This is a genomic window from Bacillus sp. FJAT-27916 (assembly GCF_001183965.1).
Taxonomy (GTDB): domain Bacteria; phylum Bacillota; class Bacilli; order Bacillales; family Pradoshiaceae; genus Pradoshia.
Map to the genome: position 1 here is coordinate 4,020,085 of NZ_LFZV01000001.1, position 22,776 is coordinate 4,042,860.

Below are 22,776 nucleotides of genomic sequence, written 5' to 3' on the forward strand. Positions count from 1 at the left end.
TAGACCCGTCTATTTTGCTGAAATAAAACGTGTTCTAATCATTTATATCCCTAAATTTATGCTTCATAAACTTCTCTTTTAAGCACTCCAACATATGGAAGGTTACGATATTTCTCGATGTAATCCAATCCATAGCCGACAACGAATTCATTCGGCACATCGAAGCATGCATAATCTGCTGTGATGTCAGCTTTACGGCCGGACGGCTTATCAAGCAAAGTAACAAGCTTGATTGATTTAGCCTTACGGTAGCGGAATAAGTCCACTAAATAGGATAAGGTCAAACCGCTGTCAATAATATCTTCAATAATAAGAAGGTCACGGCCTTCAACAGATGTATTTAAATCCTTGATAATCTTAACCTCACCGGATGAAACAGTTGAGTTTCCATAGCTGGAAACATCCATGAAGTCCATTTCCAGATAGCTATCCACATGCTTCAGCAAATCTGTCATAAATGGCATTGCGCCTTTTAACACGCCGATTACAAGCGGATTCTTATCCTTATATTCTTCTGTGAGCATTGCGCCCAACTCTTTGATTTTCCCTTGGATCTCCTCCTCGGAAATCAGTACCTTTTCTATGTCATTGTGGATTGTCATTCAGTTGTCCTCCTAGAAGAGCTTAATTCAGTATACTTTACCATGATATTTATAGCATTCGGCGAATATTCGGCACTTACCTGCTGCAAGCCCGGTATCCAGACGATGACTCCGTTCTTATCGGTGACAATCGGCCATGAATCACGTAAATGGATGGGAATTCTGCGTTCGACAAAAAGCTTCTTCAGCTTCTTATGTCCTGCAAATCCCTTCGGCTGATAGCGGTCTCCATCACGCCTGTTCCGTACAAGCAAGGGCAGTCTTTCCTTCGCAATCGTTATGGTACAGGCATCTGCTGATTCTTGAAGCATTTCTTCAGCAGCTCCGTCCCATAATGCTGTTTCAATCACATAACCATTCTCTAGCGTCGTCAGCCCAGGTATACAAAGTTCATTGGAAAAGGTCGAAACGGGCAGCTCGCCAAAATGGAAAAGCAACCGTTCGTAGGCCTTTGTCACTCGAAGGCCATGAGGCAACTGCAAGGAGATGGAAGGATGAGATTCCACAAGCAAGGATTGAATACTATCTATATGTACGGATGAAAACATATAAGGTTTCACTTGATAAAGATAGTTTAATATTAGTTGAATCACCCTTCTTTGTAAAGGTTTTGGCACTGCTGAAAGACGGGGGATTTCGACAATCCATTTGTCCTTATCCCGCTCTATACCAAGGGATTCAAATCTCTCCTGGGCAAGGCTTTGAAGATAATCCTCATCCTGCTCCACTTCCTCAGAGAAACGTTGAATATGATTCAATGCCTGTTCATTTTCCTGCTTAATGAGTGGCAATATGTATTTGCGGAACCGGTTCCTTGTATATAAATCCTTTTCATTGCTTGGGTCAAAACGGGGATTCAGGTTCATTCGTTCACAATAATCCATGATTTCCTGTCTTGTCACAGCAAGGAACGGCCGGATAATTTCTCCTCCGGCAAAAGACCTTTTTACAGGTATCCCCATTCTCGCTTTACCTGTACTCCCCCTGATTAAATTCATCAGGACCGTTTCGGCCTGGTCGTCTAGATGATGCGCCAGAACAAGCTTTTTCACCGAATATTCCTTCATTATAGCTTTATAATGCGCGTATCGACAATCCCGAGATGCCTGTTGGGGATTTTTTCCTGTCTGCTTAATATAATCCGGTACATTGACTCTCGTCCCTTTAAAGGGCAGATTCCATTTGGCACACATCTCCTCGACATATTGGTAGTCTTTATAAGATTCCTCTCCCCTGAACATATGATCAACATGGGCAACCATAATCGTCAGTCCATATTCCGGGATGAGTTCCTTCATATAAGCCAATAAAGCAATCGAGTCCGGACCGCCTGAAACCCCAACTAAGCACGAATCACCGGGGTCTATTAACCGTTTTTGCTTTATAAAAGCAGTAACCTGCTTCTCTAACATGCGTAATCCCTTCCTGCCTTATCAATTCAATATGTACTATCGTACCATTCTTGTATGGACGCTGCCAAAAACTTTCCTTTATGAACAGGCAAGAAACTCCACTTTATTATTTGTTTAAATAATAAACTTATACAACAAGCCCCAACATATAGATTGCGTATAACAGTGTGACAAGAAGAATGAGAAACAAGGTCTCTGCTATTCGCCCACCCTTACGACGACCACTCTTGCCTTTAGCATTTCTCATTTGCATACGGCTCGTTTGTACCGCGCTATGCTTTCTCCTATTTGACTGGCGTTGCATATATGCTGCCAACTCTCGTTTCATCTCTCCAGCACTCGCATACTTGCCAGCAAATGCCTTCATGAGAACAGGCTCGATTACAGCGAGCTCTTTCTTGTCCTTGACTCTCTCGCGAAGCTCCTTTAGACCGCCCTCTCTCTTTGGCACTCTTCCTCCGTAAGCTGCAGTCATCATAATCATGGCTAAGGAGAATAAATCATAGGACGGATCAGCCCTTCTTCCGCCAAGACCCCAATATCCTCGATCAAAGTATTCCGTATATTCCTTAATTGCTCTGCCCTGCTGAGTTGTTCCGCCGACATCAATAAAGCGGATTCTTTGTTCGGGCCATTGAATAATCAGATTCTCCGGCTTCAAGTCACCAAAGACCCACCCTAGCTGATGCAATTTCTCCAGCTGGGTAAGCAGCTGCAAGGAGAGGACATTCAGCCATTCATTCCCCCGCTTTCTCAGGAATGCCAGGAGGGAATCCCCTTGTATAAATTCCATCGCATAAAAAGGATAGATCTTGCCATTTACTACATAGTCATCTACATCTATTAAAGAAGGCCCGAGGGAATCCCCTTGGGCCTTTGCAAATGATTTTAATACATTCACTTCAGAGGCAATCGTGGCATTGTTATCACTGAACTTTACTGCGACAGTTCCTCGCACAGATTGGGCCAGGTAAACAATTCCATTGGCCCCATATCCTAATTCCTTTCGCAACTCGTAGCGGTTATGGTGCCATTTGCCCGTCATGAAAGTCCCTATCTGGAAACTACATGGTCTCTTCGCGGTATGACTCGTCATCTTCGTTCACCAATCTCCTTAAAGATGATTTGTCTTTAAAGTGCCTAATTGCTTCCCTAATAGCAGGGCCGGTCGGTGTGATTCCGCCTGTTGTTAGCTTTTCGAATATCTTGGATAGTGATTCTACTCTTGGTGACCAATCAAGCACTAATTCCGCTTCTGCCCTTTTCCCGGGAAATATGTAAACGGCAAACTGATTATCGCCGCTCCGGGCATTTAGACTGATCGATAGGTCAATCAGCGCTTCCTTGACCGTGGGAAGCTTATGCTTCATGCTTGCGCTCGTATCAACCAGAACAAGAACTTCCATTCTTACTGTTTCACCAAGGTCCTCAACAACCTCCATGATTTCTCCCCGCTTTTCAGGAGGCAGCTCCTCTAGCGTTACCTGATTCCCAAGAATCTGCTGAAGCTCTTTATTGACTACCCCCTGAATGGTTTCATTCATAGCTTTCCTTGTGACCATTTGCACGGTTTGAGATAGCTGTTCAGCATAGACAATTTGATGAATTCCGCCGCCGGCAATGGCAATCTGTTCAATTTCACCCATCGCCCGTTCATCAATGATATCCTTGCTCATCACACCAATCACATTGACAACCAATCCTTCCTCCCGTGCCAAAGCTGCCATGGCCGCTGGATTCTCCCCCTGATTAGAGCAGCCATCCGTCAGCAGGAGAATCTGCTTCACTGTACCTGTCTTCATCCCATTACCCTCCAATACTCGTATGTTATCATCATCTTCGCCTATTAAATGGCGCTTTATACGGTCTTTGAAGGGATTTTCAGGGACTATTGCGCCTTTTTTCTCCGCATTCCCATAGGGATGCTGGACCACTTCGGTATATTATGCTTTATTTGGGCAACAACAATTGTCATATCATCCTCTATTCGGCCAGAGCTTGTTCGAATAACCTCCTCCAATATAATGTCTGCCACCTCTTGAGGGTCCTCTGTCTTGATTTCTCGTATTTTCCTGTTCATCCATGCTTCGTAATTCTCTACATGCTTCGGCCCTTCGAAAATACCATCACTCATCATGACAAGCAAATCGCCTGCCTTCAGCTGTTCATTCACGACATCTACGTCAAATTCTTTAATAATGCCTATCGGCAAATTATTCGATTGTATTTTCGTCACTTGCTGTCCTCGTTTAATGAAACTCGGCGTGGAACCGACCTTTAGAAATTTAATATTTGCATCCTGCAAATCAATCATGGCCAAATCCAGCGTCGAGAAGATTTCATCTGTCGTCCGTAATGAAAGGATGGAATTGATGGATTTAATCGCCACCTTTTCTTCAATGCCTGATTCAAGAATGGTTTGTAAAAGCTGCAGGGTTTCCGTACTCTCATTATGTGCCCTCTGGCCATTACCCATGCCGTCACTTATGGCAATGGCATATTTCCCTTTTCCAATATCAATCATTTTATAGCTGTCTCCGGATACGAGCCCGCCTCCTTTTGCTGCGTGAGCCACTCCTGTCACAACTGCATATCGTTTTGCCGAACGGAAAGTCAGCCGGCAAATCCCTCTTTGGAAAGGCCCCTTTTCCTCCTTATGCATAATAATATGTTCGCCCAATATGTCGGATAGCATCGGTGCAATCAGTTTCTCTCCCACTTCACTTCCTTTGTTATCACTGAGCTGCATATCTATGTCAATATTCCCCTGTTCAAGAGAATAAATTTCCATTTGGTGGATGTCCAATCCGAATGATCGAATGGAGTCCATTAATTGCTCCTCATGGATATGAAGATTCTCGCGTTCCTTAGTAATTTCCTTAGCGAAGTCCTCCATTACCTTCGAAACACCTTGAAGCTGATCTGCAACCAGCCTCCTGCTCTCCTTCACCTGCTTCTTCAGCTTCTGATTGGCATTGAAATAGGATATCTCCTGAAGCATCGCTTCTGTCACCTTGTCATACCGCGTGCAGAACTTCTTCCATTCCCGCGCCGTCTGCTGCGAGACTTGAGCCGGCTCTTCTTCAAGATCTTGGACTAAATCACTCATCATCCCATATGTGTAATCGAAATTCTTCGCCCAGCAATAATCCTTCTTAAAGCATGTTTGGCATGTCTTTTCTGTGACATTGCTGAGGAAGTAGTCCATATCGCGCTCCCTATCCTCCTCTTTTGTTGTCTCCGCCTCCATTTTCGAGAAGCTATTAGATAATGCAAGAAACACGGATGAAAACTGATTCACCCGCTGGGCAGTCACATCTCGCACCTTCCTGACATATTGCTGCTGCTCATTGGCATGCTCGACCGTTCCGGGTATATGCTTTGCGACCCGCTCAATAATAGAGGCAGGGGTAAGCAGAAATAAACTAATAGCAATGAGTGATTCATATAGGGTTATGGATATGTTTTGCGAGCCCTCACCATATAGGCCTATCAGCAGCGTCGCAATGATTAGTCCTAAGGATACGCCGATTTTTCTCCCTTCCTTTAATAAGCCTCCCAGAAGTCCGGAAAAGGCGAGCAGACTCATCTGAAATAGACTAGACAAATTAGCCAGACTGAAGATAAGCCCAGTCACGACGCCGACAGTCGACCCTATGGATGCCCCGCCAGAGACAGCAAACAATAAGACGAGATACCGGCTCAGAATATGATCAAGTGACACATCATAGATTGCCCACCCAATCGTTCCCGTCATAACGGAGGCCAGCATGATAATCAGGCTGATCACTTCCTCCGTTTTTAAGGATTGCGGTCTCTTATGAACGGAAATCAAGGGTATACATTGAATAAAGATTAACGTTAAGATCAGTGCAAGTCCTGCCTCTACTCCAACCATCATGGCGTCGTAGATTTCAAACTTCATATATTTTAAATACCGTTCTGTCGCACTTGAGATGCCGAGGGCTATGAGGACATAAACGCCGACCAGTTTAAATTGGTTCTCCACCGAGGGCTGACGCAGCTTATAAAGAAGGAGAAATAAAGCACAGGAGGCGAACAGGCTTAATCCAGCTGTCCAGGATACCGTTAATGCTCCTCCGATGGCCGACACCATCACAAGCGGTGATCGCTCTCTTTTCATCATGTAAACCGCCGCAAAGAACGGCAGTGAGAATGGGGTAAGCTGAGAGAGAATGAGCGCCCTCCCCAGCAGGAAGCCCAGAACAACGAGTATATACCCCTGTCTAATGAATATATCTTCAACTTTGGCCGTATATTTGCCAATAAGATTAACCGGATTCCACTTCTCAGGATTATATTGAACATCTGTTACTGATCCAAGCATTTGATTGTTTTCTACTTTACTCATTGTTTCACTCCCCTAACTAGTGATGTCTCTCATTATAGAGTGGACAAGCTCATTAATTTGTCATATTGAAGGATGGAGAGAGAAAAAGTCTTCGACGGCATTCCTTGCGAATGGGCAAAACCAAACATAAAGCATGTGCCGTTGACGGGCAATGATCATCTTTTGCTTGAAAGATGTGTAAGAATGAAGGGAACAGGCAAGAATTTGCCATTAATTTAACTGTAATAATCTGATAATTGCGGATAATTTTTAAATCGTTGACAAAGAGACAGGAAGATTGTAAGATACTTTTTGTGTTTAAAAATATGGCGGTGTAGCTCAGCTGGCTAGAGCGTACGGTTCATACCCGTAAGGTCGGGGGTTCGATCCCCTCCGCCGCTACCAATTTTTTATACATGGCCCCTTGGTCAAGCGGTTAAGACACCGCCCTTTCACGGCGGTAACACGGGTTCGAATCCCGTAGGGGTCATTTTTATATAGATAAAAGCCGAGGAATGCGTTCCTCGGCTTTTTTGTGCGCCTTTCACCAAATCTCCTGTGTATACAAAAACAGACCGGCTAATCAGCCGGTCTGTTATATAAAATTGCCAGTTTGTTTCAGCAGCAAGGTTTAGCCGCGTCTTCCTCCTCTGCCACCTCGTTTGGATTCTGTATTCCGTTTAAGAGATGACATACGCTCTTCACTATCTTTTAAGAAGCGGGCCATTTTTTGTTCAAAATTCTCGCGTGGCGGTCTAGAATCATTTCCTCTTCCACCGCGGTTATCACCGCGTCCGCCACGGAAGTCGTTGTTTCTTCTTGGACGTTGCTGATAAGAAGATGGTGCTTCGCTTTCTTTCTTCTCAACAGCCTTCTTGATGGATAGACCAATTTTTCCGTCCTTTTCGACGTTGATGACTTTTACTTCAACTTGGTCACCCACTTTAAGGTGATCGTTGATATCTTTAACATAGTTATCAGCCACTTCACTAATGTGGACTAATCCTGTTGAACCTTCGGGCAGCTCAACAAACGCTCCGAAATGGGTAATTCCTGTTACCTTACCTTGTAACTTGCTGCCTACTTCGATTGACATAAAAAAAATGCTCCTCCTTAAGAAATTAAAAAAATAATAGAGTATAGAAATACTTCCCTATATATTATAATCCCTGTAAAAAATTCGTGTCAACGTGAGGGTAATTTCGTGACCCTTCATTATTCTGGAAGGTTGAAAATAATCTCACCGTCATCCGAAAGGAAATACTCCTTACGGGCAAGCTTCGCGATGTATTCATCATCATTCAGCCTTATGATTTCTTCCTTCAATTGTTCCTCTTCCTTCTGCAAACTGGATAATTGCTCCTTAAGCTCTTGCTTTTGGGCCTCTTTGTCCTTCAGGGCAGATTTCTGAGAATAGAGCGTAGCCAAAACAATGCCGGTTGAAATAACGGCAAAAAGCATGAAGAACATCAGTCTTCTTGCCAGTCCCAATCTCTTCCGCTCAAAGGACTGGGTCCGTTTCTCTTGATATTGAACATATGGTGAGTCGATTTGAGAGATATTTTTCTTTTTCTTATCAAGCGCACCCATTTCCTTGTCCTCCTTCATTCAGATGACCTGTTTATCCACCTATCATAGAATACAATGATACTATTCTTCATACCCGCGATAATCCCTGCCATTTTTGAAAAAAACTTTTCACACGGCCGGCGCAGGACCATAGGCATGATTCTCCATATAATTGCGGCCAAACGGAACAACGGCCAGCATACTACTCTTACTATTGATAATAAGGCCTTTAAAATCATCAAAGCAAGCATAAATATTCCATTCGCTAATTTTGCTGCCATTTTCAAGATGAAGAGAACGGTCCCGGCCAATAGCATGATTATTCCCTTCACTGGCTTGAGCAACAGCATGTCCCCTATACGAACAAAGAAATGAATCGTCTCAAGCACAAGATGAATCGCTCCCTCGAGCACTTTTTTATATAACCCTTTGAATAGGGCCTGATAGGCTGAATAGCCGCACAAGAGAGCCAGTACAATATAGAAGCGCCATTCACCTGCATTAGCTTTAAAAAGAACAAAGAAAATCAACAGTGCCTGCATACACCAGAATAAGACATCATGAATGAACACGATCCAAAGGGCTCTCTTCGCCCTTTTCAGGAATCGATTATACGTGTCAAAGGCCGCCCCAAAGCTCAAGCCCATTGCAATCATGGACAAGAGCGTCACAAATTGGGTATCAAGACTCATTTGAACAACTTGCCAAAGAACCCTTTAGCTTTCTCCCCGCCGTTCTCATCAAGATAGGTAATTTCATATACCTTTCCCTTAATAGAGACAATTCCCTTATCGACATCGAGGTTCTTCATTTGGAGATTTTGGCCTCTAACTGCCAAGAAGCCCATAACAGTCTCAAGCAAGAATTCCTCATTATCAAAGCTCTCCACTTGCTTGACGCCTGTTATATCCAAAAGCTTGCGGCCCTTCATGCTTATATCATGGTCAGGTGCGGCATTTTTGCCTGCTTGATTTGATTCATAATATTGGCTCATTCTTATCCCCCATTATCAAACATTTTGTAAAAGTGTATGATAAATCGGGATAAATTAGACCAAGCTTCTCTTACTCGGTAATCCGCTCCTCACCGATAATGGAATACATTCCGGCAGCCTCGTCTTTTTTCGTTGTCTCTACTAATTTCTCTACCTTTGCCGTAAGGACCTTTTGGCCAAAGCGAATTTCAAGTGTATCACCGACCTTCACATCAGCAGAAGCTTTCGATTCTTTTCCATTTATTTTAATACGCCCTTGGTCGGCCACTTCCTTTGCCACAGAGCGTCTTTTAATGATTCGTGACACCTTCAAGAATTTATCCAGCCTCATTGTTGTTTCCTCCTAACTCTTTATAGCCCCTGCTGCTTGGCTTGATCCCAGAAATGGTCAAGCTCAGCCAGGCTGAAATCTGACCAGCCTTTTCCTGATTCCCTTACACAGCGTTCCACAAACTCAAAACGGTTTCGGAACTTATTATTTGTCCCATGCAAGGCAAGCTCAGGGTCAATGCCCGCAAGCCTTGCCACATTAACACAGGCAAAAAGGACATCTCCGAACTCATCTGCCATTTTAACCAGATTGCGCTCTGGGTGGTCAAGCTCTGACTTGAACTCTTGCAGTTCCTCCAAAACCTTCTCCCAGGCAGGGCTGACATCATCCCAGTCAAATCCTACCTTGGACGCACGCTTCTGAATCTCCTCTGCCTGCATGAGCTTCGGAAGGCTCTCATTCAAACCATTAAACAAGGACTCCTTCTCATCCTTTTCAGTTTTCTTTACCTCCTGCCATGTCTTCTCCACATCCTCCGGCGTATGGGCGGAAGCATCTCCGAAGACATGCGGATGCCTTCTGACCATCTTATCAGAGATGGACTCAATCACATCATCAATCGAGAAGAAGCCGTCATCCTCGCCGATTTTTGCATGGAGCATTACTTGAAGAAGAACATCGCCCAGCTCCTCAATGATATTATCTATATCGTCCTGGTCGATGGCATTTATGAGCTCATAGGCTTCCTCTATTAAATATTTCTTCAAGGTAATATGTGTCTGGGCACGGTCCCATGGACAGCCATCCGGAGCCCTGAGGCGGTCAATGATCTCCCTAAGCTTCCAGAACTCCTTAAATTGCTGCTCAGGAGCAGACAACGGCGAAACATAGACTGATGTCAGATTGCTCAGCTCCATCTCCCGGTCTAATTCATATAGCGGCAGCCATTTTACCTGTTCCGAGCTCATGCCGGCTCCTGTTACAAGGCATACTTGATGATTATCCGGATAACGTTCCATCAGCGTCAGCTTTACCTCTGAGGCGATAAAAGCATCATACACCTGACTGATGATGATATGCTGACGCGTATTCAGATCTATAACAGACAGGCTCGTGCCATCAAGGAACTGGAAGCCCTCTACTGGGTCAACCTTAATCGCTGTAAACATAGGGTCAAGGAAGCTCTGCCCTCCCTTGATGACGACATCAATCCCCCGTTCACTCCCTTTTGAGAGAAGAAGCTGTACCGTCATTTCCGCAATTAACGGATGACCCGGAACCCCATATATGACATCCTCTGATAAAGCTTTTTGCAATAGCGTTTCCGCAATCTCTTCGTATACGTCCTCGAATTGGTCATGCTTCTCATAGACAGCATCAAAGCTCTCAATCGAAAGTCCCTCTAAAGAAAGCTCCTTCAATACCGGATGCTCCATTGTACGGACATACAATAAGGCTGTATTCTTTAACAACCGGTAGATTCCGAGCGGAAGCTGCTCAAGCTCTCCCGCTCCCAAACCAATAATGGTAATATGATGACTCATTAAACTTGTGCTCCTAACTTAATTTTTCTCACGCGGCAGCAACCGGACCAGCCGGTCTCCTAAAGGAATCAACAATAGCTCTTCCCTGCTGAATAATTTCATTTTAACCAAAACTGGGAGATAAACTACCACCCCAAGAAGAACGGCACTTAATGCATGAATGGCAGACAGCCATCTTGACGCCAAATATCCTTCAAAGATGATAGAGAAGAGGAATGTGTATCCAGCTAAAGCTCCGAACATGGCGAGTGCGGCTGTTGCTGTAATCGCCATCTGCCGTGTGCTTATCATCTCCCCGGATAGCTCCCTGCCAACCAGGATAAGCAGGGCAGCTGCCCCAAAGGCTGTTGCTGCCAAACTGGACCAAGCTGCTCCTTCAATGCCTCCATCCGCAATAAACAGCGGATTCATCATAGCCTTCAGCCCAACAGACAAGCCAACCACGATGATAGAGGCCTTTATGCGCCCCAATGTCTGCAGAATTGTTGCTGAGGTGATGGCCACTGAAGCAAACACAATCATGAAGGCAATAATGATTAACGCATCCCTGCCTTGATCATCCTTAAATAGCATTACATTCACCGAGCTTAATATTGCCGTAAGCCCAACTGCTGCTGCAAGTCCAATTGCAGCACTTACCTTGATTGCAAGCCGGCACATCCTCTTTAATTCTTCTACCGCCTTCTGTTTTCTCAATGAGGACAGAACAGGCACCATTGATAAAGCCAAAGAGGTCGTAATGACCAGCCCAACTTGGATCAATGGCTGCCCCCTGTCATATGTACCTTTTAACACCTTGGCATCTTGCGAAAGAATACCTTGGTCGATAAGAGCAGCATACAGCTGGAAGGAATCTACGAGTTGCAAAAGCAGGATATACATGTTACTTAGACAAAACGCCAGCCCTTGAAACAGGAGAATCCTCCCAGATTGAAGAAATATCTCATAGGACGGCCATTGCAGCGGAAAATGCCGATCCCGGTCTTTTATGACAAAGTAGAGCAAAATGACCGTTGCTGCAAGACCTCCATAAACAGACCCCATCATAGCTCCTCTACCAACTGCATAAAGGGAGAAGCCCTTCTCCATTAAGATAAAGGAGCCAATTAAGATGACCGACACCCTGACAATTTGTTCGATTGTTTGCGAGTATGCTGTAGGCAGCATATTCCCGCTCGATTGATAGAGCCCCCTCACACAGGAGATCAACGGAAGTAAAAGCATAGAAACAGCTACTACTTGTATCAAGGGGACGAGCTGAAGATCATTCATGAGAAGAGCAATCTCCTCAGCACCCATATAAAGGAGAGTAAAGCCGAGCAAGCCGAATATGGATATCCAAAGGAGAGAAGCGGTTATAAGCTGCTTATGACCTCCCCTTCCTCCAGAATCCTGTGATGCCAGCATACTTGAGATACCAGCAGGAAATCCGTATGTAGCCAGAACAACGATAATGCCGTAGATTGGATAGACCTGCTGGTAAATATAGAATCCCTCATCACCAGCAATATTCTGAAAGGGAACACGATAAACCGCGCTCAGTACTTTCACAAAAATGGCTGCGGCCGCCAAGACGGCTGCTCCTCGCGCAATCGTGCGCGATGCCCCATATTCCCTGTCCATCAAACGTACACCTCTTTAATCTGTTTCATGTATTATACCATATACACCTAAACCTTTATGAATCCATAAAAAAAGGGCAATCAAAAGATCCCGTTTTACTCAAAACAGATCTTTTGATTGCCCATCATACAATAATCGTAATTATTGTTCCATTTGTTTTGCAAGGAAGCTTGCAGCTGTTTCAATCGCTTTTAATTCGATTTCACCAACAGTTGCTTCTTTTGCAAAAATAACAACGGCACCGATTGGATCACCATTCGCTACGATAGGAGCGATTGTGTATGAAGCCACGTCTTCATCTGCGCCATCAACCAAGGAAACAGTTCCTTTTTGAGTGATAAGTACAGAGTTGCGATCTTCCATGATTTTTTCAACAGAATCACTGATTGCCTTGTTCAAGAATTCCTTCTTAGAGCCTCCCGCTACAGCGATGTATGTATCACGGTCACAGATTAATACTGGGTTGCCAAGGCTATCATATAATGCTTCCGCATATTCTTTAGAGAAATCTCCAAGCTCACTGATTGGAGAATATTTTTTAAGGATTACTTCTCCGTCTCTATCCACAAAAATTTCCAAAGGATCTCCCTCACGGATTCGGAGTGTTCTCCGAATTTCTTTAGGAATAACAACGCGTCCTAGATCATCAATGCGACGAACAATACCTGTTGCTTTCATTCTGTGTTGCCTCTCTTTCATCGGGTTTGTTTTTTGCGACACGTCCTGCTGCCATTTGACGAAAATGCCGCCGATGCTTGCACTTAGTATTTTTCTAATGGTAACTTCTATACACTAAGAAAATTATTTCTTTTTTAATGGGGGTTTCTCCTGTAAAGCACTAAAGGGTAAAGGCGTTTAATCTGCCTTTACCTTTTTGTTCTTCTCGAGCTCGGAAACCAGCTCAAAGGCAGCATTGAGCCAGTCCTCTGCCAGAACCTTCTTTACATACAGAACCATTTTCAAGCAATTGGCTTCCATACCTAAGCCAACCATGCGGCCATACTTAGAGGCAGCCTTAAACAATAAATGTCCGTCTATTTCTTTGCTTGATTTTTCGGAGGTGAGTATGGTTACTTCATCTTTAACTTGCTTAATTGATTCTACGCCTGCGCGTATCGCCCGAATTTTCATATCGGCAATTTTGAAAAGGTAAGTAACTTCTACTGGGAATTCTCCAAAACGATCGAGCATTTCATCTCGGAGTTCATCGAGCTCCTCTTCTGTTGAAACCGCTCTGAAACGTTTATACATTTCAATTTTCTGATTTCCATCAGCTATATAAGCATCTGGAATATAGGCATCAACTTCAAGGTCAATTTCAATTGGATTATGGGTATCTTTATTTATGTCCCCTTTTCGTTCCTGAATTGCTTCTGCAAGCATCTGGGAATAAAGGTCAAATCCAACTGAGTCGATAAAGCCATGCTGCTCAGCTCCCAATAGATTACCAGCACCCCGAATGGTCAAATCCCTCATAGCTATTTTAAAGCCTGAACCCAACTCTGTAAATTCCTTTATTGCCTGCAAGCGCTTCTCTGCAACCTCAGTAAGTACTTTGTCCGGTCTGTATGTGAAATACGCATAGGCAACCCGATTGGATCTTCCAACCCTTCCTCGCAGTTGATATAACTGGGATAAGCCCATTCTATCAGCATCATAAACAATGAGTGTATTCACATTTGGAATGTCTACACCCGTCTCAATAATGGTAGTACTTACCAACACATCTGCCTCCCCTTCAAGGAAGCTGTACATGACAGATTCAAGCTCACTTTCCGTCATTTTTCCATGTGCGACAACAATGCGGGCGTCTGGAACAAGCATAGCGAGCTCTTCTGCTTTGCGCTCAATATCCTCTACACGATTGTATAAGTAATAGACCTGCCCACCACGAGCAAGCTCACGCTCAATGGCCTCTCGAGCGAGCAAAGCATTATATTCCATTACATAGGTCTGAACTGGGAACCTATTCTCCGGTGGCGTCTCTATAACAGACAAATCCCGTACCCCCAGCATAGACATATGCAGCGTCCTTGGAATTGGCGTAGCTGTCAAGGTCAGGACATCCACATTCGTCTTCAGCCTCTTGATCTTTTCCTTATGGGTTACACCAAAGCGCTGCTCCTCATCCACCACCAAAAGCCCAAGATCATGGTACACAATATCCTTTGAGAGCAGGCGGTGAGTACCAACTACAACATCAACGGTGCCATTCTTCAGCCCCTTAATCGTTTCATTCTGCTCCTTCCTCGTCCGGAAGCGGCTCAACAAGCCAATATTAATCGGGAATTCCTGAAATCTCTCCCGCATGGTCTCATAATGCTGTTGGGCAAGAATCGTTGTCGGCACAAGGAAGGCCACCTGTTTGCCATCAGCAATGGCTTTAAAGACCGCACGAATAGCGACCTCAGTCTTGCCATAGCCAACATCACCGCAAAGAAGGCGATCCATCGGCCGTTCTCGTTCCATATCTTTCTTGATCTCCACGATGGAGCGCAGCTGATCCTCTGTCTCCTTATAAGGGAAGGAGGCCTCGAAATCCCGCTGCATCTCCCCGTCTGGCATAAATCCATAGCCTTTTGCTGTTTCCCTTTCAGCATAGAGCTTGATTAAATCATCAGCGATATCCTGAACAGTTGATTGAACCTTGCTCTTGACACGCTTCCATTCAGCGCCTCCGAGCTTGTACATTTTAGGCTCTTTACCCTCAGAACCCACATATTTTTGAATGAGCTCTATCTGGTCTACAGGCACATAAAGCTTGTCATTGCCTTGATAACGGATATGCAGATAATCCTTATGAATGCCGTTTATCACTAAAGTCTCAATTCCAAGGAACTTCCCAATACCATGATTCACGTGAACGACATAGTCTCCAGGCTTCAGCTCGGAATAATTCTTGATTCGCTCGGCATTGGTCATCTTCTGCCTTCTTACTGATTTCCGCGTACGTTTATTAAACAGCTCTTTTTCGGTGACAATGGCTGCTTTCTGCAGCGGTAGCTCAAAGCCAGTCTGCAATTGGCCCTCCATAATTTGAATGGCGCCATCCTTAATACCGTCCTGGTCATTGACAATATCTGCCTGCATATCATAGTCATCAAGTATGCGCTCAATTCGTTTGACACGCTCAGGGTCTGTTCCCATCAGAATAACGGTATATTTACCCTTTTTCCATCTGTCAAACTCAGCCTTCAATACATTCATCTGCCCATGGAAATCCTGCATCGGCTTACAGGATATATTCACGATATTTTGCGGGCTCGTATTGGCTGCGTGACGGAGGAAGAGGGATAAATAAACAGACAGGTGCCTCCTGCGCTGCATAAGGGATGATAACGAGTGGGAAAGCATGATGTCGTGGATGATTTTCCCATCAGCTATCAAGGACGTATAGTATTCAGCCTCTTCCTTGTCTAGCTGGTCACCCATCTCCTGAATTCTTGAGACCTCATCAAAAATAACGACACTTGATTCAGGAATATAGTCTATCAAACTAGCCGGCTGATCATAGGCAAGGGAAAGGTATTGGGCCATATGTTCAAAGGTTTCCCCGCTTCTAAGCATGCTGATTTCATGTTCAATTTGCATGAGCATATTCTCTTTAGCTTGCTTATCCTTCATTTTTTTGAGGGAGTTCTCTAAGCCTTCCTCAAGACGTTCAGCAATCTTAAACAACCCTGCCTTACTCACAATGGTTTCTGTAACAGGGCTTAATGTTGCTTCCTTCACTTTTTCTAATGAACGCTGGTCCTCGACGGAAAAGGTTCGAATCGAATCAATTTCGGTATCGAATAATTCTATTCGGATAGGATTCTCCTCTGTCAGGGGAAAAATATCCATGATTCCACCCCTGAGAGAAAACTCACCGGGTGCAGTAACCATATCTGCTCTTGTATAACCAATCGCCACAAGCTTGGATAAGGCTTTATCAATCTCTATATCCTTGCCAACCTTCAGCACTAATTGACTTTCGGCCCATACCTCTGCAGGCGGAAGTAATTTTTTGATACCTGAAATAGGCGCAATAATAATGCCCTCTTTCGGTCCGTTCGACAGATAATTTAAGGTTTCAATCCTTTGTGTACGGAGCTCGGGACTTGCAATACTCAGCTCCGCAGCAATTAACTCATTCGCTGGGAACAGATAGATCTTATCCTTCTCTAATATTGAGGTTAAATCCTCGTAAATTTTTTGGGCATTCAAAAGATTAGGTGTCACAACCAACAGCGGTCTATTCGTTTGCTCATATAATCCGGCCATGAACAATGAGCGTGCTGAGCCCGATAAACCAGCAATCATCTGCTCCTTCAATCCCGCTTCAATTCCCTCCTGGATAGAGGTAATGTCTTTATTCGTTGATAATAGCTGTTGTAGTCTTTTCAACTGTCTGTCCTCCCTTCAACTGTCTTCTATATTGTTAGATTGATAGATGGTATAGGTCTTATTTAGAAACAGAAAAACGCTTTGGAGTACGCCTTCCAAAGCAAATCTCTGTCTTATTGAATTAGGTAATCAAGCAAATGGTAATCCGGCTGCTGCTCCAATGCCTCCTGACAGGATTCACAGATGGAGCGGATTTGGATAACTCCATTATCATCATAACCTATTATCTCTTCTCTTTCCTCGGCTGTTAGCACTTCAAGAACCGATTGATAATATTCCTTATGCTGTTCTTCGAGATTGCCTAAGACATGCCCGCAATGCCTGCAGTAATAGTGTAGCGCCATTCATTTACCTCCGCATCCTAATACTGTTAGTATTCACGTTTATGCCTGATTTTATTCAGAACGAGCCATATGAAGCGAGCTTACCCGTTATACGTATTCATCACCTTGAGGAATGGTTCCTTCAGCCATTGTTCACAAGCCTCTACAGACTTCCCTATTGCATCAGCCATGACCGCCTGCTCCTGCTCACCGAAGTTGGTCAGTACATAATCAGGTACTGGTATTCTTCCCTCCGGCCGTCCTATCCCTACACGGATCCGGTTAAACCCATCCCCGCCGAGATGCTGGATAGCTGATTTCATACCGTTATGGCCGCCGGCACTGCCCTTTTGTCGCAGCCGTATCTTCCCTTTCGGTAAATCTAAATCATCATAAATAATGGCAATATCCTCGAGACCGATTTTGTAAAAATTCGCCAAAGGGGCGATAGCCTCACCTGAGAGGTTCATATATGTTAACGGCTTAAGCAGCACGACTTTCTCACCTGCGACTGTGCCTACTCCGTATAAGCCATTATACTTGCTTTGATTCAATTTGATGTTCCATTTCTCAGCCAATGCATCAATAATGATGAAGCCGATATTATGACGTGTTCTTTCATATTTTGCCCCTGGATTCCCAAGGCCGACGATTAATTTCATTGTATAACACTTCCTTGTAGGTTAAACCCTTTTCATTTCCTCTTCATATTTTATACTTTTTATGGATTTAAGCAAAATAAAGTTCGCCTGTTCGCTAGGTTTTACGAATATCTTTTCTATACATATGTTGTTTTGAGGAGAGTTTGACCAAGTATTTTTGTTAAATCGCTTGGTTTTTATAAGAAACCTGTCCTTTTAGGTCTAACTCCTTCTAGGTTACCCCTATTTTCTGCGGAATGAACAGCCTTATTAGTGCGCACTCCACAGAAAACAGGATTAGCCGATAAAAAAGGGCTGCCAGACCCATGCCCGGCAACCCTGTTTGTTGACTTACAATAATCGGATGCGTTATTCAGCAGGTGCCTCTTCTGGGGCCCCTTCTACAGCTCCTTCATCAGCTTCAGCTTCAACTCTAGGAGCAAGGATAGAGGCAATTACTTCATCCTCATCCTGTGTGATGGTATAGTCACCATCCTGATTCAAATCAGCAACAATGATGGTATCACCAATTTGCAGATTAGAGATGTCATATTCAATAGAGGCAGGAATCTCGTTCGGTTTCGCACTCACGGTTACTTCATGCAAGGATTGCTGAATAACACCACCCTCCTTGACACCGGCTGCTTCGCCAACAAGGTCAATACGTACATCTACTTCGAGTTCCTCGGACATGTTGACAACCAAGAAATCAGCGTGAATCATATGGCCTTTTATGCTGTCTTGCTGGTATTCACCCAGCATCACACTTTCCTTTTGACCGCCGAGGTCGAGTGCTAGTACACCATTTCTTCCGCTTTCCTTCATAGCCTTCAGGAATTCGCCCTCATCAACATATATGGGTGAAGTCGGTTTGTTATTTCCATACACGACTGCCGGGAATTTTCCGTTTTCTCTAAGCTTTCGTAATGAGGAACGTTTGAACTCTTCCCTTTTAGTTGCTTGTAATGTCATTGCCATACCACTTACACCATCCTTTTTCTATTTGAACGAGTATCCTATACCTAATCCCCTCTTTAAGACAGGTATAAACATATAGCGCGGCGATTTCTTAAATCATTTTCCATATAGGAAAAGCGGATGCTCTGACGTAAGGACTGTTAGATGAATGCAAAGAAGCCGAATGGAGGTTCCATTCAGCTTCTTTAGTATAGTATGGAGATTGCCATTTCAGTTGATCAATCGAATAGTGTACTTACAGATTGTTCTTCGTGTACACGGATGATGGCTTCACCGATAAGAGAAGCAACTGATAGATTGACGATCTTGTCAATTTGCTTTTCTTCTGGCAATGCGATTGTGTTTGTAATAACCAATTCTTTAATGTTGGAGTTTTGGATTCTCTCGATGGCAGGACCAGAGAGAACAGGGTGTGTACAGCAAGCATACACTTCTTTTGCTCCATTTTCTTTAAGAGCATTGGCAGCCAATGTAATCGTACCTGCTGTATCGATGATATCATCAATCAAAATGGCTGTTTTCCCTTCAATATTACCAACAATGTTCATAACTTCAGCTACATTTGGACGCGGACGGCGTTTGTCGATGATGGCAATCGGTGCTTTCAGACGATCTGCCATCTTACGCGCACGTGTTACACCGCCGTGGTCTGGAGATACGATAACAATATCATCCAATTCTTTTGCTTGGAAATAGTCCGCAAGAATCGGAACACCCATTAAGTGGTCGATTAGAATATCAAAGAAGCCTTGAATTTGCGGCGCGTGCAAGTCAAGTGTAATAACGCGTGTAGCCCCTGCTGTTTCAAGCAAATTGGCTACCAATTTAGCTGTGATTGGCTCACGAGCTCTAGCTTTACGATCTTGACGAGCATAGCCGTAATAAGGCATAACGATATTGATTGTTTTAGCAGATGCTCTCTTCAACGCATCAATCATGATGAGTAATTCCATTAAGTGTTCATTTACAGGAGCACTAGTGGATTGGATAACGAATACATCACATCCGCGGATACTTTCTTCAATATTGATTTGCACTTCACCATCGCTGAATTGTGATACTGTGCATTTCCCAAGTTCAACGCCAATAACATTTGCAATTTCCTCCGCTAATTGAGGATTGGAATTGAGTGAGAATACTTTTAGATTGGGATCTAAATATCGATTTGACATTTTATAATGGGCCTCCAAGACTATTTATTAATATTTAGCTTATTTACATAGTTTTCTTTATTCACTTGACGTGCACGCGCAACGGATAGCGCCTCTCCCGGAACATCCTTCGTAATGGTTGAACCAGCAGCAACATATGCACTCTTTCCTACGGTTACTGGAGCAACTAAATTGGAATTGCATCCAATGAACGCTCCATCTTCTATCCTGGTTAAGAATTTATTCTTCCCATCATAGTTAACCGTAATACTTCCGCATCCGACATTTACCTGCTCGCCAATTTCAGCATCTCCCAAATAACTTAAATGGGATGCCTTGCTGCCCTTTCCAAGAGTCGCCTTCTTCAGCTCTACGAAGTTGCCGATCTTCGCTTCATCATGAATGGCTGATTGCGGACGAATATGAGAGAAAGGACCGATTTGGACATCTGAACCTATTTGGCTATCATGAGCGACCGACTGGCGAACCACTGTGCGGTCTTTAATATCACAATCCTTGATTTCTGTGTTCGGACCGATATGACACTCGCTGCCAATTGTTGTCTTTCCTTTAATCATTGTCCCAGGGTAAACATACGTATCCGGGCCAATGACCACATCCGGGTGGATATACGTATGGTCAGGATCAATGAGCGTTACCCCATTTCTCATATGACCTTCATTGATTCGACGCTTGAGTATCGTTTCTGCCTGTGAAAGAGCAACGCGGTCATTGATGCCTAATGTTTCATCAAAGTTCGGTGTTTCAAAGGCTGAAACAATCTCTCCCTGCTGCTTCAATATCTCAATGACATCCGGCAAATAATATTCGCCCTGAGCATTTTCATTTGAAACATTCTCCAGACATTCAAACAGCAATTTATTATCAAAGCAGTAAGTGCCTGTATTGATTTCTTGAACAAGCAGCTCCTCTGGGGATGCATCTTTATGCTCAACAATCTTCTCAACCAAGCCTTCAGCATTTCGGATTACGCGTCCATAGCCGGCAGGGTTAGCCGTACGAGCAGTAAGAATAGTTGCTTTAGCTTTCTGTGCTGCATGCACATCAAGCAATGCTTCCAGTGTGTCTGCGGTAATGAGAGGGGTATCTCCGCAAATAACAAGCGTTGTTCCTTCTTCATTCCCTAATATATCTTTAGCCTGCATAACAGCATGAGCTGTGCCTAATTGTTCTGCCTGCAGGGCATATTCTGTCTTTGAACCTACTACTTCTTTAACATCTTCCGCACCATGGCCAATAATTGTTACGATCTTAGAAGCCTTAATAGAAGAAACATTGTCAATCACATGCTCTACCATCGGCTTGCCGCAAACGGGATGCAATACTTTATAAAGACTCGATTTCATTCGAGTGCCTTTTCCCGCCGCCAGTATGATTGCATTTCGGTTCGTCATGATAGCCCTCCGTTTACCTTTTTATCCATTTAAGACTATACATGAACTAATTATTCTTTTCAAGAAGGGAGGGCAAAACTGTCAATTTATTTCTGGATTCCTTGAATGGGGATTTGATTAAACTGGGGGATTTTTGGGGATATAAAAAAGAGCCTCTCAGATGGTCGGCTCTTAGATGTAGTACTTCTATTCTCTCTCTTTAATTAGGATGCTCCCGCTCCTTCTAATTCAACCTCTTCAACATCACCTACACGATGATATTCGGCAAGAACGGCTTCCTGAATCTTACCGCGTGTACCAGAATTGATTGGGTGTGCAATATCACGGAATTCTCCGTCTGGTGTACGTTTACTTGGCATAGCAACGAACAAACCATTATTGCCATCAATTACTCGGATGTCATGGACAACGAATTCATTATCCAAAGTGATGGATGCGATTGCTCTCATCCTGCCATCAGTGTTTACACGGCGTAATCTTACGTCAGTAACTTCCATAATGTCACCACCTTTTATAAAAGCGAATTACTAACTATTTCCACAAAACTATCTAATTTCCTTCTTTTATATTGAAAAATATTCAAAAAATAGATAAAAAATTTAGTTTAGGAAGAATATAGTTGGTAAAATCGCTCTATAAAAGGTCTATCATCTAGTAGAATCCGGGTGATTAGGCAAAAAAGTTTCCTTTGTTCACCTTAATCATTTTCTCTTTCACATTCACATCCGATAGCTTCATCAATGATACATACTCATCAACCAAGCGTTCCTCTGCATGCTCTGCCTCTACTAGTACAGCAATACCTGCTACTTTCGCTTCAAACTCTTCAAGCAAATTAACCATCCCGTTGACGGTTCCACCTGCCTTCATAAAGTCATCAACAATCAAGACATTGGCTTCCTTCGGCAAGCTTCTTTTCGATAGAACCATTGTTTGGATTCGTTTTGATGAGCCCGACACATAATTAATGCTGATTGTCGGCCCTTCCGTCACTAGCGAATCCCTTCGAACAATTACGACAGGCACATTTAAATACCGCGCTACAGCATAAGCGATTGGGATTCCCTTGGTGGCAACTGTCATGATGACATCAATTTCCTGATCACTGTACCGGGAAGCAATCAGCTTTCCGACATTATCAAGGATTCGAGGCTGGCCCAATATATCTGTCATATAAAGATAGCCGCCTGGAAGAAGTCTTTCCGGTGTTTCCATCATTTCGCATAATTCACCAATGATGTGAGCTGCCTCTTCAACCCCCGCACCAGGAATGTACTTCACACCGCCTGCTGCACCAGGAACCGTCAAGATCGTTCCTTTTTCCTTTAACTCAAGGGTCTCCTTAATAATCGCTAAATCCTCACTAATAGAGGACTTTGCCGACTGATATTGTTCGGAAAAGAAGGAAAGCGGTATGAGCGTTGAAGGGTGAGCCATTAAATAGGTAGTCATATCTACCAAGCGTTCACTCCTGCGTAATTTCATAAGTACCCTCCATACACGAATATTTTAATGT

Annotated in this window: 21 protein-coding genes and 2 tRNA genes; 2 read left to right on the forward strand and 21 right to left on the reverse strand. The window is 43.8% G+C overall.

Annotation, left to right across the window (positions count from 1 at the left end):
- Positions 1–56 precede the first annotated feature (56 nt).
- The 5 genes from hpt to spoIIE all read right to left on the reverse strand — a co-directional run bounded on the left by hpt (position 57) and on the right by spoIIE (position 6,386).
- On the reverse strand, positions 57–602 hold the full coding sequence (gene hpt / locus AC622_RS19770; protein WP_049672592.1) for a hypoxanthine phosphoribosyltransferase: 546 nt from the start codon (positions 600–602) through the stop codon (positions 57–59).
- Positions 599–2,014 (reverse strand): tRNA lysidine(34) synthetase TilS, encoded by a 1,416-nt coding sequence (gene tilS, locus AC622_RS19775; RefSeq protein WP_049672593.1) that lies wholly within the window; start codon positions 2,012–2,014, stop codon positions 599–601. The genes hpt and tilS overlap by 4 nt, the downstream gene beginning before the upstream one ends.
- Positions 2,015–2,141: 127 nt before the next feature.
- A complete protein-coding gene (locus tag AC622_RS19780; RefSeq protein WP_231589562.1) occupies positions 2,142–3,059 on the reverse strand; it encodes a serine/threonine protein kinase in 918 nt (305 codons plus the stop codon).
- Positions 3,060–3,078: 19 nt separating this feature from the next.
- A complete protein-coding gene (locus AC622_RS19785; RefSeq protein WP_049672595.1) occupies positions 3,079–3,816 on the reverse strand; it encodes a vWA domain-containing protein in 738 nt (245 codons plus the stop codon).
- An 86-nt stretch (positions 3,817–3,902) separates the two neighbouring features.
- Positions 3,903–6,386 (reverse strand): stage II sporulation protein E, encoded by a 2,484-nt coding sequence (spoIIE, locus tag AC622_RS19790; protein ID WP_049672596.1) that lies wholly within the window; start codon positions 6,384–6,386, stop codon positions 3,903–3,905.
- 307 nt (positions 6,387–6,693) lie between these two features.
- On the opposite strand from spoIIE, the gene AC622_RS19795 reads away from it, so the two are divergent.
- Both AC622_RS19795 and AC622_RS19800 read left to right on the forward strand, forming a co-directional pair.
- Positions 6,694–6,770 (forward strand) — tRNA-Met (locus AC622_RS19795).
- 13 nt (positions 6,771–6,783) lie between these two features.
- Positions 6,784–6,855: transfer RNA gene (locus AC622_RS19800), tRNA-Glu, on the forward strand.
- Between the two features lie 141 nt (positions 6,856–6,996).
- Here AC622_RS19800 and AC622_RS19805 read toward each other — a convergent pair.
- The 16 genes from AC622_RS19805 to purR all read right to left on the reverse strand — a co-directional run bounded on the left by AC622_RS19805 (position 6,997) and on the right by purR (position 22,745).
- On the reverse strand, positions 6,997–7,461 hold the full coding sequence (locus AC622_RS19805; RefSeq protein WP_049672597.1) for a S1 domain-containing RNA-binding protein: 465 nt from the start codon (positions 7,459–7,461) through the stop codon (positions 6,997–6,999).
- 119 nt (positions 7,462–7,580) lie between these two features.
- Positions 7,581–7,955 carry an FtsB family cell division protein gene (locus tag AC622_RS19810; RefSeq protein WP_049672598.1) on the reverse strand — a complete coding sequence of 125 codons (375 nt, stop codon included), beginning with the start codon at positions 7,953–7,955 and terminating at the stop codon, positions 7,581–7,583.
- Between the two features lie 14 nt (positions 7,956–7,969).
- Positions 7,970–8,626 carry a spore cortex biosynthesis protein YabQ gene (yabQ, locus tag AC622_RS19815; RefSeq protein WP_049672599.1) on the reverse strand — a complete coding sequence of 219 codons (657 nt, stop codon included), beginning with the start codon at positions 8,624–8,626 and terminating at the stop codon, positions 7,970–7,972.
- Positions 8,623–8,928, reverse strand: coding sequence for a sporulation protein YabP (yabP, locus tag AC622_RS19820; RefSeq protein WP_049672600.1), 306 nt, complete (start codon positions 8,926–8,928; stop codon positions 8,623–8,625). Before yabP ends, yabQ begins: the two co-directional genes overlap by 4 nt.
- Before the next feature lie 70 nt (positions 8,929–8,998).
- Positions 8,999–9,259 carry an RNA-binding S4 domain-containing protein gene (locus AC622_RS19825; RefSeq protein ID WP_049672601.1) on the reverse strand — a complete coding sequence of 87 codons (261 nt, stop codon included), beginning with the start codon at positions 9,257–9,259 and terminating at the stop codon, positions 8,999–9,001.
- 20 nt (positions 9,260–9,279) lie between these two features.
- Positions 9,280–10,743 (reverse strand): nucleoside triphosphate pyrophosphohydrolase, encoded by a 1,464-nt coding sequence (gene mazG / locus AC622_RS19830; RefSeq protein ID WP_049672602.1) that lies wholly within the window; start codon positions 10,741–10,743, stop codon positions 9,280–9,282.
- Positions 10,744–10,761: 18 nt separating this feature from the next.
- Positions 10,762–12,366 (reverse strand): putative polysaccharide biosynthesis protein, encoded by a 1,605-nt coding sequence (locus tag AC622_RS19835; RefSeq protein ID WP_049672603.1) that lies wholly within the window; start codon positions 12,364–12,366, stop codon positions 10,762–10,764.
- A 141-nt stretch (positions 12,367–12,507) separates the two neighbouring features.
- The gene (spoVT, locus tag AC622_RS19840; RefSeq protein ID WP_049672604.1) at positions 12,508–13,044 is read right to left on the reverse strand and encodes a stage V sporulation protein T; all 537 of its coding nucleotides are present in this window, start codon (positions 13,042–13,044) and stop codon (positions 12,508–12,510) included.
- Between the two features lie 177 nt (positions 13,045–13,221).
- Entirely contained in the window at positions 13,222–16,752 is a 3,531-nt protein-coding gene (gene mfd / locus AC622_RS19845) for a transcription-repair coupling factor (protein WP_049672605.1), read from the reverse strand.
- Between the two features lie 113 nt (positions 16,753–16,865).
- Positions 16,866–17,096 carry an anti-sigma-F factor Fin gene (locus AC622_RS19850; RefSeq protein WP_049672606.1) on the reverse strand — a complete coding sequence of 77 codons (231 nt, stop codon included), beginning with the start codon at positions 17,094–17,096 and terminating at the stop codon, positions 16,866–16,868.
- Positions 17,097–17,176: 80 nt separating this feature from the next.
- On the reverse strand, positions 17,177–17,737 hold the full coding sequence (gene pth / locus AC622_RS19855; RefSeq protein ID WP_049672607.1) for an aminoacyl-tRNA hydrolase: 561 nt from the start codon (positions 17,735–17,737) through the stop codon (positions 17,177–17,179).
- Between the two features lie 348 nt (positions 17,738–18,085).
- Complete coding sequence (locus AC622_RS19860; RefSeq protein ID WP_049672608.1) at positions 18,086–18,694, reverse strand: 50S ribosomal protein L25/general stress protein Ctc; 609 nt, start codon at positions 18,692–18,694, stop codon at positions 18,086–18,088.
- Positions 18,695–18,912: 218 nt separating this feature from the next.
- A complete protein-coding gene (locus AC622_RS19865; RefSeq protein ID WP_049672609.1) occupies positions 18,913–19,866 on the reverse strand; it encodes a ribose-phosphate diphosphokinase in 954 nt (317 codons plus the stop codon).
- Between the two features lie 20 nt (positions 19,867–19,886).
- Positions 19,887–21,260 (reverse strand): bifunctional UDP-N-acetylglucosamine diphosphorylase/glucosamine-1-phosphate N-acetyltransferase GlmU, encoded by a 1,374-nt coding sequence (gene glmU, locus AC622_RS19870; protein ID WP_049672610.1) that lies wholly within the window; start codon positions 21,258–21,260, stop codon positions 19,887–19,889.
- A gap of 203 nt (positions 21,261–21,463) precedes the next feature.
- Positions 21,464–21,757 (reverse strand): septation regulator SpoVG, encoded by a 294-nt coding sequence (gene spoVG / locus AC622_RS19875; protein WP_049672611.1) that lies wholly within the window; start codon positions 21,755–21,757, stop codon positions 21,464–21,466.
- A gap of 172 nt (positions 21,758–21,929) precedes the next feature.
- Entirely contained in the window at positions 21,930–22,745 is an 816-nt protein-coding gene (gene purR, locus AC622_RS19880) for a pur operon repressor (protein WP_049672612.1), read from the reverse strand.
- Positions 22,746–22,776: the final 31 nt, after the last annotated feature.

Bases quoted from the DNA above. Each gene is read 5' to 3' on its own strand.
- AC622_RS19805 (WP_049672597.1), bottom strand. From the start codon at position 7,461: ATGTCAATCGAAGTAGGCAGCAAGTTACAAGGTAAGGTAACAGGAATT.
- yabQ (WP_049672599.1), bottom strand. From the start codon at position 8,626: ATGAGTCTTGATACCCAATTTGTGACGCTCTTGTCCATGATTGCAATG.
- spoVG (WP_049672611.1), bottom strand. From the start codon at position 21,757: ATGGAAGTTACTGACGTAAGATTACGCCGTGTAAACACTGATGGCAGG.
- AC622_RS19860 (WP_049672608.1), bottom strand. From the start codon at position 18,694: ATGGCAATGACATTACAAGCAACTAAAAGGGAAGAGTTCAAACGTTCC.
- AC622_RS19850 (WP_049672606.1), bottom strand. From the start codon at position 17,096: ATGGCGCTACACTATTACTGCAGGCATTGCGGGCATGTCTTAGGCAAT.
- spoIIE (WP_049672596.1), bottom strand. From the start codon at position 6,386: ATGAGTAAAGTAGAAAACAATCAAATGCTTGGATCAGTAACAGATGTT.
- glmU (WP_049672610.1), bottom strand. From the start codon at position 21,260: ATGACGAACCGAAATGCAATCATACTGGCGGCGGGAAAAGGCACTCGA.
- tilS (WP_049672593.1), bottom strand. From the start codon at position 2,014: ATGTTAGAGAAGCAGGTTACTGCTTTTATAAAGCAAAAACGGTTAATA.
- hpt (WP_049672592.1), bottom strand. From the start codon at position 602: ATGACAATCCACAATGACATAGAAAAGGTACTGATTTCCGAGGAGGAG.
- AC622_RS19780 (WP_231589562.1), bottom strand. From the start codon at position 3,059: ATGACGGGCAAATGGCACCATAACCGCTACGAGTTGCGAAAGGAATTA.
- pth (WP_049672607.1), bottom strand. From the start codon at position 17,737: ATGAAATTAATCGTCGGCCTTGGGAATCCAGGGGCAAAATATGAAAGA.
- AC622_RS19825 (WP_049672601.1), bottom strand. From the start codon at position 9,259: ATGAGGCTGGATAAATTCTTGAAGGTGTCACGAATCATTAAAAGACGC.
- mazG (WP_049672602.1), bottom strand. From the start codon at position 10,743: ATGAGTCATCATATTACCATTATTGGTTTGGGAGCGGGAGAGCTTGAG.
- AC622_RS19865 (WP_049672609.1), bottom strand. From the start codon at position 19,866: ATGTCAAATCGATATTTAGATCCCAATCTAAAAGTATTCTCACTCAAT.
- yabP (WP_049672600.1), bottom strand. From the start codon at position 8,928: ATGAGCCAATATTATGAATCAAATCAAGCAGGCAAAAATGCCGCACCT.
- spoVT (WP_049672604.1), bottom strand. From the start codon at position 13,044: ATGAAAGCAACAGGTATTGTTCGTCGCATTGATGATCTAGGACGCGTT.
- AC622_RS19785 (WP_049672595.1), bottom strand. From the start codon at position 3,816: ATGAAGACAGGTACAGTGAAGCAGATTCTCCTGCTGACGGATGGCTGC.
- purR (WP_049672612.1), bottom strand. From the start codon at position 22,745: ATGAAATTACGCAGGAGTGAACGCTTGGTAGATATGACTACCTATTTA.
- AC622_RS19810 (WP_049672598.1), bottom strand. From the start codon at position 7,955: ATGGGTGCGCTTGATAAGAAAAAGAAAAATATCTCTCAAATCGACTCA.
- AC622_RS19835 (WP_049672603.1), bottom strand. From the start codon at position 12,366: ATGGACAGGGAATATGGGGCATCGCGCACGATTGCGCGAGGAGCAGCC.